This window comes from Luteimonas sp. KH_071, from assembly GCF_057838005.1.
This window is the reverse complement of record NZ_CM174458.1, coordinates 1,377,030-1,394,021: the sequence shown is the minus strand read 5'-3', so window position 1 is coordinate 1,394,021 and position 16,992 is coordinate 1,377,030. Positions and strand designations below refer to the sequence as shown.

At 69.1% G+C, this 16,992-nt stretch carries 13 protein-coding genes and 1 tRNA gene; 7 read left to right on the top strand and 7 right to left on the bottom strand.

The genetic code is table 11. The annotated features are described in order from the left end of the window. Position 1: 1 nt before the first annotated feature. Both hisG and AC3IRM_RS06545 read right to left on the bottom strand, forming a co-directional pair. Complete coding sequence (hisG, locus tag AC3IRM_RS06550) at positions 2-916, bottom strand: ATP phosphoribosyltransferase (protein WP_489205407.1); 915 nt, start codon at positions 914-916, stop codon at positions 2-4. Between the two features lie 10 nt (positions 917-926). Then, positions 927-1,250, bottom strand: a complete 324-nt coding sequence (locus AC3IRM_RS06545; protein WP_489205406.1) for a YerC/YecD family TrpR-related protein — start codon at positions 1,248-1,250, stop codon at positions 927-929. Between the two features lie 249 nt (positions 1,251-1,499). On the opposite strand from AC3IRM_RS06545, the gene AC3IRM_RS06540 reads away from it, so the two are divergent. Further along, positions 1,500-1,823: a tetratricopeptide repeat protein gene (locus tag AC3IRM_RS06540; RefSeq protein WP_489205405.1), complete on the top strand. Its 324-nt coding sequence runs from the start codon at positions 1,500-1,502 to the stop codon at positions 1,821-1,823. Positions 1,824-1,984: 161 nt separating this feature from the next. Here the strand turns inward: AC3IRM_RS06540 and AC3IRM_RS06535 are convergent, their stop codons facing one another. The 5 genes from AC3IRM_RS06535 to cydD form a co-directional block, all read right to left on the bottom strand. Continuing rightward, a complete protein-coding gene (locus AC3IRM_RS06535) occupies positions 1,985-2,347 on the bottom strand; it encodes a hypothetical protein (RefSeq protein WP_489205404.1) in 363 nt (120 codons plus the stop codon). Next, positions 2,344-4,260: an HAL/PAL/TAL family ammonia-lyase gene (locus AC3IRM_RS06530; protein WP_489205403.1), complete on the bottom strand. Its 1,917-nt coding sequence runs from the start codon at positions 4,258-4,260 to the stop codon at positions 2,344-2,346. The genes AC3IRM_RS06535 and AC3IRM_RS06530 overlap by 4 nt, the downstream gene beginning before the upstream one ends. 177 nt (positions 4,261-4,437) lie before the next feature. Further along, on the bottom strand, positions 4,438-5,808 hold the full coding sequence (gene hisS, locus AC3IRM_RS06525) for a histidine--tRNA ligase (RefSeq protein WP_489205402.1): 1,371 nt from the start codon (positions 5,806-5,808) through the stop codon (positions 4,438-4,440). Between the two features lie 245 nt (positions 5,809-6,053). Then, positions 6,054-7,772: a thiol reductant ABC exporter subunit CydC gene (cydC, locus tag AC3IRM_RS06520; protein ID WP_489205401.1), complete on the bottom strand. Its 1,719-nt coding sequence runs from the start codon at positions 7,770-7,772 to the stop codon at positions 6,054-6,056. Beyond that, positions 7,736-9,478, bottom strand: coding sequence for a thiol reductant ABC exporter subunit CydD (cydD, locus tag AC3IRM_RS06515; protein WP_489205400.1), 1,743 nt, complete (start codon positions 9,476-9,478; stop codon positions 7,736-7,738). Before cydD ends, cydC begins: the two co-directional genes overlap by 37 nt. Before the next feature lie 196 nt (positions 9,479-9,674). Between cydD and AC3IRM_RS06510 the strand changes: the two genes are divergently transcribed. From AC3IRM_RS06510 to pgaD, 6 genes are all read left to right on the top strand, one after another. Next, positions 9,675-9,751: transfer RNA gene (locus AC3IRM_RS06510), tRNA-Pro, on the top strand. Between the two features lie 98 nt (positions 9,752-9,849). Continuing rightward, positions 9,850-11,070, top strand: coding sequence for a CynX/NimT family MFS transporter (locus AC3IRM_RS06505; protein ID WP_489205399.1), 1,221 nt, complete (start codon positions 9,850-9,852; stop codon positions 11,068-11,070). Positions 11,071-11,357: 287 nt separating this feature from the next. Next, a complete protein-coding gene (gene pgaA, locus AC3IRM_RS06500; RefSeq protein WP_489205398.1) occupies positions 11,358-13,403 on the top strand; it encodes a poly-beta-1,6 N-acetyl-D-glucosamine export porin PgaA in 2,046 nt (681 codons plus the stop codon). Continuing rightward, positions 13,400-15,292: a poly-beta-1,6-N-acetyl-D-glucosamine N-deacetylase PgaB gene (pgaB, locus tag AC3IRM_RS06495; RefSeq protein WP_489205397.1), complete on the top strand. Its 1,893-nt coding sequence runs from the start codon at positions 13,400-13,402 to the stop codon at positions 15,290-15,292. The genes pgaA and pgaB overlap by 4 nt, the downstream gene beginning before the upstream one ends. A 3-nt stretch (positions 15,293-15,295) precedes the next feature. Continuing rightward, positions 15,296-16,555 carry a poly-beta-1,6-N-acetyl-D-glucosamine synthase gene (pgaC, locus tag AC3IRM_RS06490; RefSeq protein ID WP_489205396.1) on the top strand — a complete coding sequence of 420 codons (1,260 nt, stop codon included), beginning with the start codon at positions 15,296-15,298 and terminating at the stop codon, positions 16,553-16,555. Next, the gene (pgaD, locus tag AC3IRM_RS06485; protein ID WP_489205395.1) at positions 16,552-16,992 is read left to right on the top strand and encodes a poly-beta-1,6-N-acetyl-D-glucosamine biosynthesis protein PgaD; all 441 of its coding nucleotides are present in this window, start codon (positions 16,552-16,554) and stop codon (positions 16,990-16,992) included. Before pgaC ends, pgaD begins: the two co-directional genes overlap by 4 nt.

The window sequence follows — 16,992 nt, the reverse complement described above, 5'->3', positions numbered from 1 at the left end:
TTCATGCCAGCATCCGCTCCACCGGCAGCACCATCACACCGGCCGCGCCGGCCTGCTTCAGCGCTTCAAGGCGCGGCCAGGTCATCTCGCCGTGGCAGAGCACCTGCAGCGCGACCTTGTCACTACCGTCGACCTGCAGCAGCGTCGGCGCCTCGGCGTCCGGCAGCAGCTTGAGCAAGGCATCCACGCCATCGCGACGCGCCTGGAACATCACCAGCCGGCTGTCGCGCAGCCGCAGCACACCGTCGAGGCGGCGCAGCAGCAGCGACGCGAGTTCGCCGCGCACGTCGGCGAACGGCGTGACCGGGCCGGCCAGGACCGCCTCGCTGGTCATCAGCGTGACCGCGGGCTTGAGCTGGTTCGCGGTCAGCGTGGCGCCGCTGGAGACGAGATCGCAGATCACATCGGCCTGGCCGAGGCGCGGCGCGATTTCGACCGAACCCGACAGGTTGACGATCGTCGCCTCGACGCCGTTCGCATCCAGCCATTGCTGCAGCAGGCCCGGATAGCTGGTCGCGATGCGGCTGCCCTGCAGCTGCGCCGGACCGGTCCACTCGGCAGCCTCCGGAATCGCGATGTCGAGCCGGCAACCGCCGAAGCCGAGGCTGCGTACTGCCTTCGACACCTGCGGAAGGCCGCGCAGCGCGCGATCGGCGCCGACCTCGTCGAGCACGTTGCGGCCCACGATGCCGTAGTCGCAGACGCCATCGGCGAGCAGGCCGGGAATGTCGTCGTCGCGGACCAGCAACAGATCGACCGGCAGCGTCTCGCCGTAGCAGAACAGCTTGTCGCGGCTCTCGCGCCAGGACAGGCCACAGGACGCCAGCAGGCCACGCGCCGGCTCGCTCAGGCGACCGGACTTCTGGATGGCGATACGCAGGCGATCGCGCGTGGCGCCGCCGTTCACAGGACTCATGGGGGTGACCTCAGTGGGATTCGTTGGTGCGAGACACGCGGCGCGCCGCGATCGCGTAGCCGCCGGCGCCACGATCGAGCGTGCGGGCGACGCGGCCGACGGTCGTGACGCTGACGCCGGTACGGTCGTGGATCTCGCGATACGGCACGCCCTGCTGCAGCAGCGGCACCACGCGCCAGCGATCGACCAGCGCTTCCAGTTCGGCCGGCGTGCACAGGTCGTCGAGAAAACGCGCGACTTCGTCGGCCGACTCCAGCTGCGCGAACGCACGCGCCAGCGCCGTCAGCGAGGCGCTGGCTTCATGGTCCGGCAGGGGTTCGGGGCGTTGCTTCACGGGCGTGGCGAGACGTATCAATGTAATAGCGTGCTAGTACGTTACTCGGATCCGAAGCGAAGTCAACCCAACCGCGAGTCGACGGAGGGCGACGCGTCAGCTCCAGATGGCATGCGGGCACCCCTGAAACCTCTTATCAGGCCGCAATTTTCCTGTTGCGGCGTGACGCGGATGATCCGCAGCGTTCCACTGGATCCGAACCCGTCTCGACGAAGATCGGGGGGAGACGACTTCGGATCGAGGAATTCCATGCGCGAACGCCTGCAGGCCCTGCTCGACGCGGGACGCGACGATGCGCTGCTGCGCTTCGGGCTCGGCAATGCCTGCCTGCAGGCGGGCGACATGGGCACCGCAGCAACCCATCTGGCGGCGGCGACGCGTCACGATCCGGACTACTCGGCAGCTTGGAAACTGCTCGGCAAGGCGCTGCTCGCACTCGGACGCGAGGACGATGCGGAAGCGGCGTGGCGCGCAGGGCTCGGTGCGGCGGCGCGGCGCGGGGACGTGCAGTCGTCGAAGGAGATGACGGTGTTTCTGCGCCGGATCGAGCGCGGGCGTCAGGCGGGCGCGTAGGCCGAGCGGGCAACGCCCGCGGTCAGCCGCGATGGGTTCGCCCCTGAACTGCCCACCCAGAGATCGCGTCGGAACGACCTGTAGGCGCGCGCTTGCGCGCGATGGGACTTACCGGGAAAGCGTCATCGCGCGCAAGCGCGCGCCTACAGTCCGGACATCCGCTAGTCGGCTCGGCGGCGCGCCTGCATCGCCATCCACGCCAGCGCAACGCCGCACAGGGCCCCCACCGACGACATGAACACCCGCGCGGCGAGGAAGTTCGGGTCGTGGATCTTCTGCAGCGCGATGCGCGCATACACCGGCGATTCGAGTTTGACCACGCCCATGTAGAACAGATGCCAGGCGTCGATGCCGGTCGCGATCCCCAGTGCCAGCAGGCAACTCCAGCCGAGCGCGGGGCCGTGCGGCCATCGGTTGCGCGCACCGATCCAGTGGAACAGCAGGTAACACAGCACGCCGACGCCGAGCGCGATCAGCGCGGCCTCCAGCACGCCCAGCCAGCCGAAGTGCAGCGCGAGGTTCAACCGCCCGCGTCCGGCGCGGGCACGCGCCAGCGCGGCAGCACGCCGAGCAGCGCACCTTCGGACACCAGCTTCACCGCGGCGGCGACTTCACCGTCGAGCGCGCGGTCGCGATCGAGGAACGGGATCGCCTCGCGCACGATGGCGTGCGCCGCGGCGACGATCTCACCGGGATGGAAAGGCTCGCAGGCAGCGAGCTCGGCGCGCAGCGCTTCGACCTCGTCGACGAAGGCGCCGCGGGTCGGACGATCGGACGCCGGACCGCCCTGCACTTTCGCCGCCAGCAATTCGGCGTCGCCACGCCGGGCGAGATCGCGCGCGGCGTTGATCATGTCCACGCGCAGATCCAACGCCTGCGCGGCGGTGTAGATCTCCAGCGCCAGCACCTTGCCCAGATCCTCGGCCATCGACAGCACGTGGCGGGCCTCGTTGGTACCCATCGACACGTGGTCTTCGGCGTTGGCGCTGGTCGGGATCGAATAGACGCTGGCCGGGTGCGCGCGCGTGGCGAGATCGTTGACGATCGCCGCCGCCGTGTACTGCACGATCATGTAGCCCGATTCGGTCGCATCCTCGTTGCCGATCAAAAAGCCCGGCAGGCCATCGTTCGTCGCCGGATCGACCAGCTTGTTGAGACGGCGCTCCGAGATCGACGCCAGCACCGGAATCGCGGCCTTGACGTAGCTCATCGCCAGCGCGAGCGGCATGCCGTGGAAATGCCCGGCGGAAATCACCTTCTCCTCGACGTGCTCGGCCTCACGGTCGGGGAACACCAGCGGATTGTCGGTGACCGCGTTGAGTTCGATCTCGAACACTCGCTTGGCCTGCTCGATCGCATCGCGCACCGCGCCGTGCACCTGCGGAATGCAACGCAGCGAATAGCTGTCCTGCGGCTGGTGCTTCTTGCCGCCGCGGAACGGGCGGAAACGCGTGTAGAACTTCTCGCGGCCGTGGCGCTGGTCGCTCGGCACCCAGTCCCATCCGATGTCGAAGCGCAAGGCCTGCGCCTCGGGCGTGTCCCAGCTGGTCGGCAGCCACGGGCGGAAGCGCGGCACGAGATGATACGGAATGTCGGCGAGCGTGGAGCCGGCGAGCAGTTCGCGCAGATGCGCAGCGACCTCGACCTGGCCTGGATGCGGGCGCAGTGCGTGCACTTCGGGATCGAAGGCGCCGAGACGACCGGCGAAGGCGTCGATCGTCATCGCAGCGGCGAGATCGGCGGTGTCGAGCAACGCATCGAGCTTCTGCAGTGCGAGCACGCCGGTGGCGAGCATCTGCGCGGTGCCGTTGTTGAGCGCCAGACCTTCCTTGTACGACAGCGTGACCGGTGCGAGACCCGCGCGTTTCAGCGCCTCGGCGCCCGGCATCCGCTCGCCGTCGACAAAAGCTTCGCCGCCGCCGAGCAGCACGATCGCCAGATGCGACAGCGGCGCGAGATCGCCGGATGCACCGACCGAGCCCAGCGCCGGCACGACCGGCACGATGCCGGAATTGAGCAGCGCGGCCAGCGCCTGCAGTGTCTGCACGCGGATGCCCGAATGGCCCTTGAGCAGCGTGTTGATGCGGATGCACAGCATCGCGCGCACCACGTCCGCGGACAGCGGCTCGCCCACGCAGACCGCGTGGGTCACGATCAGATTGACCTGCAGTTCCTCGTGCAGCGAGCGGCCCGAGGGCGTCGCGCCCGGCAGATCGTCGCGCAGCGGACGCGCGCCGAGCAAGCGGTCGGCATTGCTGCCAAAGCCCGTCGACACGCCATAGATCGGCTCCTCGCGGCGGACCTGCTCGGCGAGGAAATCAGCGGCGCGGGCCACGCCGGTCAGCGCGTCGTCATCGAGCGCGACCGGGGCGCCGTGCGCGACCATGACCAGCTGCGCGCGGGTGAGCGAGCGGCCGTCGAGGCGGATGGATTTCATGGGTGAGGCCTCCTGCAAGCAACAGGACGAAACGGCTCAGCGATCGACGCCGTCATTCCCGCGAAGGCGGGAATCCGAGGACGTCGAGCGGCGGAGACACAAGTCCATGGATTCCCGCCTTCGCGGGAATGACGGAACGAAAAGTATCGAATGCCGGCCCGATTCAATCTGCAGCGCCTATGGCATCGACCTCGCCTGCTCACGCTCGACCAGCAGCGTGCGCGGCAGATCGTCGCCGGGAACCTCGAACTGCTCACCGCGGCGCAGGTCCTTGACCGCGACCACGCCCTTGGCGGCTTCGTCCTCGCCGCGGATCACGACGAAGCGGATGCCGGCGCGGTCGGCGTACTGCATCTGCTTGGCGAGCTTGCGCGGCTCGAGTTGGGTTTCGACGTTGAGGCCAGACGCGCGCAGACGCTGCGACAGCGCGAGCGCGTCGGGCAGCGAGGCGTCGTCGAGCAGCGTCACCAGTACGTCCACCGAACTGTCGGCCGTGGCGATGAGCCCCGCTTCGCGCAGCTGCCAAAACAGGCGCGTCAGGCCGATCGAGATGCCGACGCCCGGCAGTTTCGACTTGGTGTAGTGGCTGGCGAGATTGTCGTAACGTCCGCCCGAGCAGATCGAACCGATCTGCGGGTGCGCATCGAGGATCGTCTCGTAGACCATGCCGGTGTAGTAGTCGAGACCGCGCGCGATCGACAGGTTCAATGCGTAACGCGATTCGGGCACGCCGAGCGCGCGCAGCTGGTTCAGCAGGTCGCGAAGTTCATTGCGGCCTTCCTCGAACAGATCGGTGCCGGCGCCCAGCGCGTCGAGCTTCGCCAACGCATCGTCATGACCGCTCGAGCGCACGCGCGAGAACGCCAGCAGACGCTCGGCAACTTCATCCGACAGGCCGAACTCCTCGCCGGTCAGCGTGGCGCGCACCGCGTCCTCACCGCGCTTGTCGAGCTTGTCGATTTCGCGCAGCACGGTCATCTGCCGCGCGTCGTCGATGCCCTGCCCCTCGAAATAGCCGCGCAGCAGCTTGCGGTGGTTGAGCTGGATCGTGAACTCGCCGATATCGAGCGCGGCGAACACCGCGCTGATCACCGCCGGCACTTCGGCGTCGTAACGCGGCGACAGCGTGTCCTTGCCGATCACGTCGATGTCGCACTGGTAGAACTCGCGGAAGCGGCCGCGCTGCGCGCGTTCGCCGCGGTAGACGCGCTGCATCTGGTAGCGGCGGAACGGGAACGCGAGGTCGTGCTCGTGCTCGGCGACGTAGCGCGCCAGCGGCACAGTCAGGTCGAAGCGCAGCGCGAGTTCCGGCAGGCCGTCGGACTGCTTCTCGAGTGCGCCGGTCGACTGCACGAAATACACCTGCCGCTCGGTCTCGCCGCCGGATTTCGTCAGCAGCGTTTCGGACAGCTCGAACACCGGCGTCTCGATCGGCAGGAACCCGAAGCCCTCGAACGTGCGGCGGATCGTATCCAGCATGCGCTGGAAGGCGATCTGGTCGCGCGGCAACAGTTCCATGATGCCGGGCGGGGTCCGGGGCTTGATCATGCGGGCAGGCTCTTGTCGTGATGCGGATGGAGACCGACATTCTAGTGCCCTGCCCGGGGGCTGTCCTGCCGCGTGCTGAAGCATGCGGCGAAGCGAACAGCGGCCGCAGGATGGGGTGAGCGCAGCGAATCCCATCGTTGCCATGCGCATGTCCGCGATCACAATGATCGGAGCCACGACATCAGGCGAGCGGCGGGGCATGGCGCGCAACGCCCCGCGATGGGTCCCGCTGCGCCTTGCCCATCCTACGCAGGCGGTTGCGCGTGCAGTCGACCGTCGCGCAGCCACAGATGCCGGTCGACGAGACCGGGCGGCAGCGCGCCATGGGTGATCAGCAGCAGGCTGCGGCCGGCCAGCAGTGCAGGCAGTTCACGCAGCAGCGCGTCGGCGGTGTCGTGGTCGAGACCTTCGGTCGGCTCGTCGAGTACCACCAGCGGCGCATCGCGCAGCAGTGCACGGGCCAGCGCGAGACGCCGCGCTTGCCCAGCCGACATCGTCACGCCGGCCTCGCCGACCCAGGCATCCAGCCCGCCGATGCGCTCGGCCCAGGTCTTGAGCCGCACCTGCGCCAGCATCGCCCACAGCGTCGCGTCATCGGCCTGCGGCGCACCGAACATCAGGTTGTCGCGCACGCGGCCGGCGAACACCGGCGCGTTCTGGGGCAGCCAGGCAATGCGCGCATACCAGTCCGCCTGCGCCATCGCACGCAGGTCCACGCCCGCCCAGGTCACCTGCCCGGCTTGCGCTTCGGCGCTGCGCAGCAGCAATGCGGTCAATGTGGACTTGCCGGCGCCGCTGTCGCCACTGATCGCGATGCGCTCGCCAGGGGCGATCTCGAGATCGAGGCCCTGCAGCACCGGGCGCGCATCCGCCTCCCAGGTGAAGCGCACGCCCTCGAAGCGCAACGCGCCATGGGCCGGCACTGCGACCGGTTGCGCAGGATCGCCCACCGCAGGGGATGCGCAGGCCACCGCATCCAGACGCGTGATCGATGCGCGCGCGGCCAGCAGCGCCTGCCAGGCGAGGCCTGCTCCGGCCCAGGCCTCGAACAACCCGATCGTGATGAAAAAGATGGCCGCAGCGTGTGCAGCCGGCAGCGCGCCGGCGGTGAAACCGCTGGCGACGCTCCACAGCAGACCGAGCAGTCCGACCGCGGCGATACCGCCGTGCAGGGCCTGCGCATCGGCCAGGCGACGACGGCGCGTGCGCTCGAGATCGGCGACGTCATTCGCGTCTGCCTCCACGCGCGCGAGCCAGTCTGCGGTCGCGTCCAGCGCGGCCAGATCGGCGCGGCCTTCGTAGAGTTCGTGCAGGCGCGCGCGCAGCGCGGCGCGTCGTTGCGCGCGCAGGGTTTCCTCGGCCGCACGGCGCCAGGCCACGCGCGCCGGCACGACGATCGCGAGCAGCACCGCGATCAGCGCCAGCCACGCCGCACTGGGCGGATGCAGCCAGGCGACGATGCCGAGACCGGACACACCGATGCCGAGCAAGGCCAGCAGCGGCCCGGTCGCGCGCAGCAGCAGGCCGTCGACGGCATCGATGTCGTCGAGCAGCCGCGCGAGCAGATCGCCGGTGCGCAGGCGCCCCAACTGCGCGGGACTCAGGCGCAGCGCGCGGGCGAAGAACCAGCTGCGCAGATCACGCGCGATGCGCAGCATCGTGTCGTGCCCGAGCAGCTTTTCCAGATAGCGCGACACGATGCGCACCAGGGTCAGACCGCGGATGCCGGCCGACGGGGTGAAGAAGTTGAAGCTGCCGAGCACGCCGTAGGTCAGCGCCGCGCCGGTGAGAAACGCACCCGACACGCCGAGCAGCCCGACGCCGGCCACCAGCGTCAGCAGCATCAATGCGACGGCGAGCAGCACGCCGCGGCGATGGCCGCGCAGCAGTGCGCGGGTGGACGCGATACGCGTCAGATCCTGCCCGCTCACGGCGCGACCTCCACAGGTGCGGGCACCTGCCATTGCGTGCCCGCCCAGGCCATCACCGCCTCGCTATGGGTGGCGACGATGACGGTGCAGCCCGGCAGATGGGCATCCAGCGCGGCCAGCAGCGCGGCTTCGGTCGCAGGATCGAGGAACGCGGTGGGCTCGTCGAGCAGCAGCACCTGCGGCCGCAGCAGCAGCGCGCGGGCCAGTGCCACGCGACGCGCCTCGCCGCCCGACAGGCCGAAGCCGCGTTCGCCGATCACCGTGTCCATGCCGTCGGGCAACTGCGAGACGAACCGGGTCACCTGCGCCACGCGCGCCGCCTCGGCGAGTTCGGCATCACTGGCATCCGGTGCGCCGATGCGCAGGTTGTCGGCGATGCTGCCGTGGAACAGCCACGGCCGCTGGCCGGCGAGCGCGATGCGCGTGCCGGGCGCGATGTCGATACGTCCGGATTCGGGCGTCAGCCAGCCGGCCAGCGCGTCGAGCAGCGTGCTCTTGCCGGAACCGCTGGGGCCGACGAGGGCGAGGCGCGCGCCGGGTTCGACTTCCAGCGATACGTGCTGCAGTGCCGGAGTGCGGGCTTCGGGGTGGCGCAGGGTGACGTCTGAAACGCGAACGGCGGCTGGCTGGGACGATTGCGAGAGATGGATTTCCGCGCGCACGCAAGCTTCGCCCCCATCCCAAGCTTCCCCCACTTGCGGGGGAAGGCGCGAACCCGAAGCGATCATCGGCAATCCATCGAACGCCGCTTCGATCTCCGCCACCGCTGCCAGCGCGTTCGCGCGGTCGTGGTAGTTCGCCGCCAACCGCCGCATCGGCGCATAGAACTCCGGGGCGAGCAGCAGGCAGAACAGGCCCGTCGACAACGGCAGGGTCACACCGCGCAGATCGAGCATGCCCAGATACGTGAAACCGAAATACACCGCGACCAAGGCCACGCTGACCGACGCGAAGAATTCCAGCACTGCCGATGAGAGGAAAGCGATCCGCAGCACCCGCATGCTGCGCACCCGGATCGTCTCCGTCGCCTCGCCGACCTGCGCCAGTTCCGCGTCGCCGCGCCCGTAGACACGGATCAGGTCCAGCCCCCGCAGGCGATCGGTGAAATGCGCACCGGCGCGCGCGAGTGCGGCCAGCTGGCGGCGACCGGCGGTTTCGGCGCCTTTGCCGATCAGCATCATGAAAATCGGCGCCAGCGGCGCGGTCAGCAGCAGCACTAGGCCGACGATCCAGTCAGCGGCGAAGACCGCGATCAGGATCGCGACCGGCACCAGCGCGATTTCCGCGCGTGCGACCAGATAGCCGCCGTAATAGCCGGCCGTCGCATCCACGTGTCCGGTCGACAGCGCGACGAGCGCACCACTGCGTCGGCCACGCAGCCACACCGGACCCCGCGCCGCGACGGCGCCGGCCAGTCCGGCGCGCAGATGTGCAATCACCGATTCGACGACATCCGCCTGCAGCCGCTGCCCCGCCCACACGAGCAGCGTGCGGCCGAGCAGCGTCGCGGCCAGCAGCATCAAGGGCGCATGCAAGGCGTCGAGCCCGGCGCGCGCGAACAACAAGGCGTCGAGCGCCCAGGCGATCGCGGCGGCCTGCGGAATCCACAGCCAGCCGGCCAGCACCTGGCAGGCGCAGGCGCGGCGATGACGGTCGCGCCAGGGCGCCAGCTGCGCATCGAGCCAGCCGCTGCGCCGACGCCGCGCATCGGCCGTGATGTCCGGCGGAGGCGCACTCATGCGGATGTGGTCATGCGGATGCGGACATGCGGGTTCCGGAACGCGGACACCGCACACCGGTATCGCGAGACGCTAGTATCGCAGCCCGCCGCGTCGGGAACGCTGCGGCCATCGCCTTCAATCCGCGCCTGCAAATTCCCTTCACGAAGTGCTTGCCCTCCCCGCGGGTGCATCAGTAGAATGCGCGGCTCACCTTCGGGGTGTAGCTCAGTCTGGTAGAGCGCTACGTTCGGGACGTAGAGGTCGCAGGTTCGAATCCTGTCTCCCCGACCATCCGCAGACATGCGGTAGGTGATATCGAAAACCGGCCCTCGCGCCGGTTTTTTCGTTTCCGGCCGTGCCCGGTTCGCGGCGATGATGATTCCCCCGCCATGACGTCGCGTCCCTCCGCGTCCGCCCCGTCCCGCCTGCTGCCCGTACTTGTGCTGGCCGGCATCGCTCTGTCGGCGTTCAACCTGCGCACGGCGGTGACCTCGCTCACGCCGCTGCTGGACGTGCTCGGCGACCTCTTCGGATTCGGCTCCACCACCGCCGGCCTGCTCGGCATGCTGCCGACCGCCGCGTTCGCGGTGTTCGGGGTCATCACCCCGGCACTGACCCGCCGTATCGGCCTGGAGCGCACCGCGCTGCTGGCGATGTCGCTGGCCGCCGGTGGTCTCGTGCTGCGCTCGCTGGCCGAGAACGTCGGCGTGCTGGGGCTCGGCGCGACGATCGCGCTGGCCGGCATGGGCATCGGCAACGTGGTGCTGCCGCCGCTGGTCAAACGCTGGTTCCCAACCCGCGTCGGCGCGATCAGTACGCTCTACATCACCGTGCTGCAGCTCGGCACGATGCTCCCGGCCCTGCTCGCGGTCCCGGTCGCGGATGCCACGAACTGGCGTTTTGCGCTCGGCATCTGGTCGCTGACCGCGTTCGCGGCCGCGGTGCCGTGGCTGTGGCTGCTGCTGCGGCATCGCGAAGCGCTCGCCCCGCCTGCGCCCGTCGTGGACGCGCAGACCGTCATCGCACCGGCCGGACGCGTCTGGCGTTCGCCGATCGCCTGGGGCATGGCGCTGATGTTCGGCATGACCTCGCTGATCACCTACGCGATGTTCACCTGGCTGCCGTTGCTGCTGACCGAAGCCGGCGCCTCGCCCGCGTTCGGCGGCGCGATGGTCGCCCTGTTCTCGACGCTCGGTCTGGTCGGCGCGCTGGGCATGCCGTCGATCGCCGTGCGGATGCGCAATCCCTTCGTGATCGTGCTGCTGTGCGCGGGCTGCCATCTGGCTGCGTATGCCGGCCTGCTGTTGGCACCGATGGCCGCGCCGGTGCTGTGGGTGATCCTGCTGGGCCTCGGCCCCAGCACGTTCCCGCTGGCGCTCACGCTGATCAATCTGCGCACGCGCACGCCGACCGGATCAGCGGCGTTGTCGGGATTCATGCAGGGCACGGGCTACGCGCTCAGCTGCGCCGGCCCGTTGCTGTTCGGCGTCCTGCATGACGCAACCGGCGGCTGGCGATGGCCGTTCGCGATGCTGGTGGGCGCAGTCGCGGTGCTGGTGGTCGGGGGCTGGCTGGCCTGCAAACCGCGCTGGCTCGAAGACAGCTGGTAATTCAAAAAGCCCTGGCCACGCGCGGCTCGCCCCCTGTACAGGCTTGATTGAGATTTTTCTTGCCGACCTGAACGGGCTACGTAAAAGCCTGTTCAGTCGCCATCTCCGCGCAAACGTGTCCCAAAAATGGGACGGCTCTGGGCGCATCCGGCCTCATAACGTGACGCGTTCCTCACTTTGTAACCGCCAGCATCCCGCCGCCGCTGCACCCGACGTGCAGCTCCCAAGTCAAGCGAGATGCCGTGCCCGTCTGTCCGCGCCGTTCCGGCCACCCCCGTTCGCCCGAATTGCGCCCCTTCGTCCTGTCCCAGGCCTTGGCGTTCGCCTGCCTGGCCGGGACATTGACCGGCCCGGCCTTCGCGGCCTCGGATCCTGCAGTGCGCAGCGAGGCGGAGCAGCTGCGCGGACAGGATCGACCCGCGGAAGCGCTGCTCGTCGTGGAGCGCCGGCTCGCGGCCGCACCCGATGACGACGATGCCTTCCGCCTGCGGGTGTTGATCCTTACCGACCTGGGCAGCTCGCGCCTCGCGGTCGAATCGATGCGTCAGCGTCCGCACCTGTTCGCCGATCACGAGCGCGAGCGGATCGAGGGCGATGCGATCGCCCGCGCGATCGGCTGGGGCCGGGTCGAGCCGGAGGCGCCCGATGCCCGCCTCGCCGAGTCGCGCGCCGCGCTCGCCGAACTCGAAGCGCTGCAACGCGATGCGCCGCGCCAGACCAATTGGGAATCCACGCGCTTGCGCGTCGACGCGCTGTCGGCGTTGAACCATCTGCAGCAGCACGAGGCGGTGGTGGCCGGCTATCAGGCCCTGCTCGATGCGGGCATCGAAGTGCCGGCCTACATCCTCGGCACGGTCGGCGATTCGCTGCTCGCATTGCGGCGCCCCGCCGAGGCCATCCCGGTGCTGGAAACCGCGATCGCCCACACGCCGCACGACGTCAACGCACGCATCCTGCTGGGATACGCCTTTATCGAAACCGAGCGTTTCGACCGCGCGCTGCCGCTCCTCGAGAGCCTGGCCGCCTCGCAGGCTGCCTGGCCGCACCAGCCCGGCGCATTGCGCGGCTACGAGAACTGGGACCGCTACAGCGCCGATCTCAACCTCGCGCTGGCGCATTCCTACGCCAACGACAACGCGCGCGCAGAGAACATGCTGCAGGCGCAGGCCGGCATCGGCCCGAACAATCCCGGCCTGCAGGCCGCCTACGGCGCGGTGCAGTCACGCAGGTCACGCCCGTCCGCCGCTCTGGAACGCTACGAGATGGCGCTCACCATGGCGCCGCAGGACCGCGACGCCCTCGCCGGCCGCGTCGGCGCGCTGACCGCGCTCGATCGCATCGACGAGGCGCGCGATGCGCTGACCACGTTGCAGCAGGCGCATCCCGAGGATCCGCGGTTGGATCGTGTGGAACGCGATCTGGACCACCACCGCGGCGTGCAGGCCACGCTGTCGGCCAACCGCGGGCGCAGCCGGCAACGCGACGGCGCGGGCACCTCGATCTCGCCGTTCGGCAGCCGCGATGGCGGCTGGGCGCTCGAAGTGCGGTCGCCGCTGATCGACGACCGCTGGCGCGTCGGCGTGTTCGCGCACGAAGACCGGGCCGATTTCATCGACGGCCGCGTGCGCCATCGCGCAGCGGGTGTCGGCACCTGGTACCGCCACGACCGTCTCGGTGCGTGGGCGACGCTCGGCGCGGCAAGCGGCGCCTCCAGCGGTGCGACCTGGACGCTCGGCGCCGACTGGCGCTTCAGCGATGCATGGCGCACCGGGTTGGAATTCGCACGCAATACGCAGGACACATCGCTGCAGGCGCGCCGCCTCGGCATCGATGCCGACAGCGCGACGCTCACCGCCTCCTACATCCCCAGCGACACCTTCGCCCTGCAGGGCCGGCTGTCGCGGCTGCGCTACGACGACGGCAACACGCGCGACCAGCTCGGTGTCGATGCGACGCAGCGTCTGCTGACGCGTCCGCATCTGATGGTCGACGGCATGCTGTCGGCCTATACGAGCCGCGGCTCGCGCGGCGACACGGTGGGCTACTTCAATCCCGAACGCGACGCGTCGGCGAATGCCGGTCTGCGCCTGGACCACATCACCTGGCGGCGCTACGAGACCGCGTTCCAGCAGCGCGTCGAGGTGATGGCCGGTCCGTACTGGCAGCGCGACGCCGGCACGCACTGGGTGCCGTCACTGGGCTATCGCCATCTGTGGCGCCGCGACGGCCACGAACTGGAATACGGCGTGGCGTGGTCACGGCCGGTCTATGACGGGCTGCGCGAGCAACGCGTCGCCTTCGATGTCGAGCTGCGCTGGGGAGGTGCCCGATGATCACGTCCACGCGCATCTGGCTCGCCGTCGCGCTGCTGGCGCTGCTGTCGGTCCTGTCGCCGGCCCGGGCCTCGCTGCTGGTGCTCAGCTACCACGACGTGCGCGACGACGTGGCGCCCAAGGGCGATCCCGATCCCTACGCGGTGTCGACGACCAACTTCGCCCAGCACCTCGACTGGCTGCGCGCGCACGGCTACCAGGCGGTCAGCGTGCAGCAGGTCATCGACGCGCGCGCAGGCCGCGGCACCTTGCCGGACAAGGCAGTGCTGCTGACCTTCGACGACGGCCTGCGCAGCGTCTACACCCACGTATTCCCGCTGCTGCGTGCCTACAACTGGCCGGCGCTGGTGGCGCCGGTGACCAGCTGGGTCGAACTGCCGGCCGACCAGGCCGTGCCCTACGGCCCGCGCGATTTCACCACCGGTGATTTCCTGACCTGGGCGCAGCTGCGCGAGATGCACGCCAGCGGCCTGATCGAAATCGGCTCGCACAGCCACGATCTGCATCGCGGCCTGCCGGGCAACCCGTTCGGCAATCAGACCCCGGCCGCGGTCACGCGCATCTGGAGCGAGGGCAGCGGCTACGAAAGCGAGGACGCGTGGCGTGCGCGCATCGAAGCCGACCTGCAGGCCAGCCGGACGTTGATCGAACGCAACGTCGGCCAGGCGCCGCGCGTCATCGTGTGGCCCTACGCCGCCTACAACGATGTCGCCAACGGCATCGCCACCGCGCTCGGCATGGACCTGTCGTTCGATCTCGAAGGCCGCGCGCAGGAAACCGACCTCGGCCTGCAGGGCGAGGACCGCGCCGACCAGGCCTCGCTGGCGAGCCTCGCGCGGCTGCTGATGCACGGCAATCCGGACGTGCGTGATCTCGCCGGCGAACTGCGCCGTGATCTGTCGCTCGACGGCATGCGCGCAATCCAGGTGGATCTCGACTACGTCTACGACGCGGATCCGGCGCAGCTGGCGCGCAATGTCGACGTGCTGGTGCAGCGCATCCAGGACATCGGCCCGAGCCACGTGTGGCTGCAGGCGTTCGCCGATCCCGACGGCGACGGCGCCGCCGAGGCAGTGTACTTCCCCAGCCGACACATGCCGGTGCGCGCCGACCTGTTCAACCGCGTCGCCTGGCAGCTGCGCACCCGCGCGCAGGTGCGGGTCTACGCGTGGATGCCGGTGCTCGGCTTCAAGCTGGCCGACGCGAACCTGCAAAGTGAACTACAGATCGAGGCAACCGGCGAGAACGAGATCCCGCGTCTGAATCCGGGCGATCCGCGCACGCTCACGATCGTCTCGGACATCTACGCCGAACTCGCAGCCAACAGCCACTTCGACGGCCTGCTGTTCCACGACGACGCCTACCTGCGCGACGACGAGATCCCGGCGTATGGCGGTGGCGTACCGGCCGCGCGCACGCAGGGGTTGATCGATTTCACGATGGTGCTCAAGACCTCGGCCCAGCGCTGGCGGCCGAAGCTGATGACCGCGCGCAACCTGTTCGCGCGGCCGGTGCTCGAGCCCGCATCGGAAGCCTGGTTCGCGCAGCGGCTCGAGCCCTTTCTCGCCGCCTACGACACCACTGCGCTGATGGCGATGCCGCAGATGGAGAACGCGGACGACCCTGGCGCCTGGCTGCGCACGCTCGCCGACGCCGTGCGCGCAACGCCCAATGGCGTGGCGCGCACGCTGTTCGAACTGCAGACCGTCGACTGGCGCATGCCCGCGCCACTGCCGGGTGACACGCTGCGCGCGCAGTCGCGCATGTTGCAGGCGGCGGGCATCCGCCATTTGGGCTACTACCCCGACGATTTCATCGGCAATCAGCCGACGCTCGAGGACGCGCGTGATGCGATGTCCGCGCGCGCTTTCCCCTACCTGGAGCGCTGAGCGATGGACTGGTCTTCGATTGCGTGGACGCGCTGGCTGTTCAACTTCGCGTTCTTCTACCCGATCGTCATGGCGTTCTTCTGGATGACCGGCGGCGTTTATTACTACTTGCGCCGCGAGCGCAACGCGCCCAGGCCAGACGCGCCACCGCCGATGCGGCATACGCCGTTCGTCTCGGTGCTGGTGCCTTGTTTCAACGAGCAGGACCACATCGTCTCGACGATCACCGCACTGTCGGCGCAGGTGTATCCCGACTTCGAGATCATCGCCATCAACGACGGCAGCAGCGACCGCACCCGGGAACTGCTCGATGCGCTGGTCGCGGACCATCCGCGCCTGCGCGTGGTGCATCTGGCGGAAAACCAGGGCAAGGCCAATGCCCTGCGCATGGGCACCCTCGCAGCTGCGTCGGATTACCTGGTGTGCGTGGATTCCGACGCCACGCTCGATCCGCATGCGGTGCGCTGGATGGTCGGCCATCTGATCGACGGACCGCGCGTGGGCGCGGTGACCGGCAACCCGCGCATCCGCAATCGCACCACGCTTCTGGGGCGCATGCAGATCGGTGAGTTCTCCGCGATCATCGGTCTGATCAAACGTGCGCAGCGGACTTACGGGCGCTTGTTCACGATCTCGGGCGTGATCTGCGCGTTCCGGCGCACCGCGCTGCACGACGTCGGCTACTGGTCCGACCAGATGGTCACCGAAGACATCGACATCTCCTGGCGGCTGCAGATGGCCGGCTGGGACATCCGCTACGAGCCCAACGCACTGTGCTGGATCCTGATGCCCGAAACCATCCGCGGCCTGTGGTCGCAGCGTTTGCGCTGGGCCTGTGGCGGCGTGGAAGTGCTGCTCAGCCATGGCCGCAGCGTGCTGGCGTGGCGGAAGCGCCGCATGTGGGGCGTGCTGCTCGAATACCTGCTGAGCCTGGCCTGGGCCTACGTGATGCTGACCATCATCGTGTTGTGGCTGGTCGGCATGTTCGTGACGCTGCCGCCGGCCTGGCATGTGGAGACCATGCTGCCGCGCTGGCACGGCGTGGTACTCGCCTTCGTCTGCATGCTGCAGTTCGGCACCAGCCTGATGATCGAACGCCGCTATGAAACCAAGCTGGCCCGGCATTTCTACTGGGTGATCTGGTACCCGATCGCCTTCTGGATGCTCGGCATGTTCACTGCCGTCGTCGCCTTCCCGCGCACGCTGCTGCGCCGTCGTCGCCGCGCCGTCTGGATCAGTCCCGACCGAGGAGCTCCCGCATGACCCCGCCCATCATCAATCACATGCCCGCGCGCCGGCCACGCAAGCGCTTCGCCTCGGGCGCACTCACCGCCGCCGCGTGGACGGTCTACGCCTGGCTCTGGGTGCCTCTGATCACGGCCGTCGCCTGGTTCGTCGGTGTGCGTACGGCGTATCTGCGGCTGTATCTCAACGACAACGAGATCGATGCGTTCCTGCTGCTCGCATTGCCGGTGATCGCCCTGGTCTGCAGCGTGCTGCTGCTCGGTTGGGCGGAATACAACCGCGTGCGCTTCTCCAGGACCGATCGCCGCAGGCGTCGCGAGCCGATCGACGACGAACAGGTCCGCATCGCCCTGGGCGCGAGCGCGGCCCTGACGACGAAACTGCGCGAGGGCCGCATCGTGCAACTGGCCCTCGACGACGATGCGAATCCCGTCGCGGCAAGGGTCGGCAGCTGA

Bases quoted from the DNA above. Each gene is read 5' to 3' on its own strand.
- hisG (WP_489205407.1), bottom strand. From the start codon at position 916: ATGAGTCCTGTGAACGGCGGCGCCACGCGCGATCGCCTGCGTATCGCC.
- AC3IRM_RS06540 (WP_489205405.1), top strand. From the start codon at position 1,500: ATGCGCGAACGCCTGCAGGCCCTGCTCGACGCGGGACGCGACGATGCG.
- AC3IRM_RS06530 (WP_489205403.1), bottom strand. From the start codon at position 4,260: ATGAAATCCATCCGCCTCGACGGCCGCTCGCTCACCCGCGCGCAGCTG.
- hisS (WP_489205402.1), bottom strand. From the start codon at position 5,808: ATGATCAAGCCCCGGACCCCGCCCGGCATCATGGAACTGTTGCCGCGC.
- cydC (WP_489205401.1), bottom strand. From the start codon at position 7,772: ATGGCAGGTGCCCGCACCTGTGGAGGTCGCGCCGTGAGCGGGCAGGAT.
- cydD (WP_489205400.1), bottom strand. From the start codon at position 9,478: ATGAGTGCGCCTCCGCCGGACATCACGGCCGATGCGCGGCGTCGGCGC.
- AC3IRM_RS06505 (WP_489205399.1), top strand. From the start codon at position 9,850: ATGACGTCGCGTCCCTCCGCGTCCGCCCCGTCCCGCCTGCTGCCCGTA.
- pgaB (WP_489205397.1), top strand. From the start codon at position 13,400: ATGATCACGTCCACGCGCATCTGGCTCGCCGTCGCGCTGCTGGCGCTG.
- pgaC (WP_489205396.1), top strand. From the start codon at position 15,296: ATGGACTGGTCTTCGATTGCGTGGACGCGCTGGCTGTTCAACTTCGCG.
- pgaD (WP_489205395.1), top strand. From the start codon at position 16,552: ATGACCCCGCCCATCATCAATCACATGCCCGCGCGCCGGCCACGCAAG.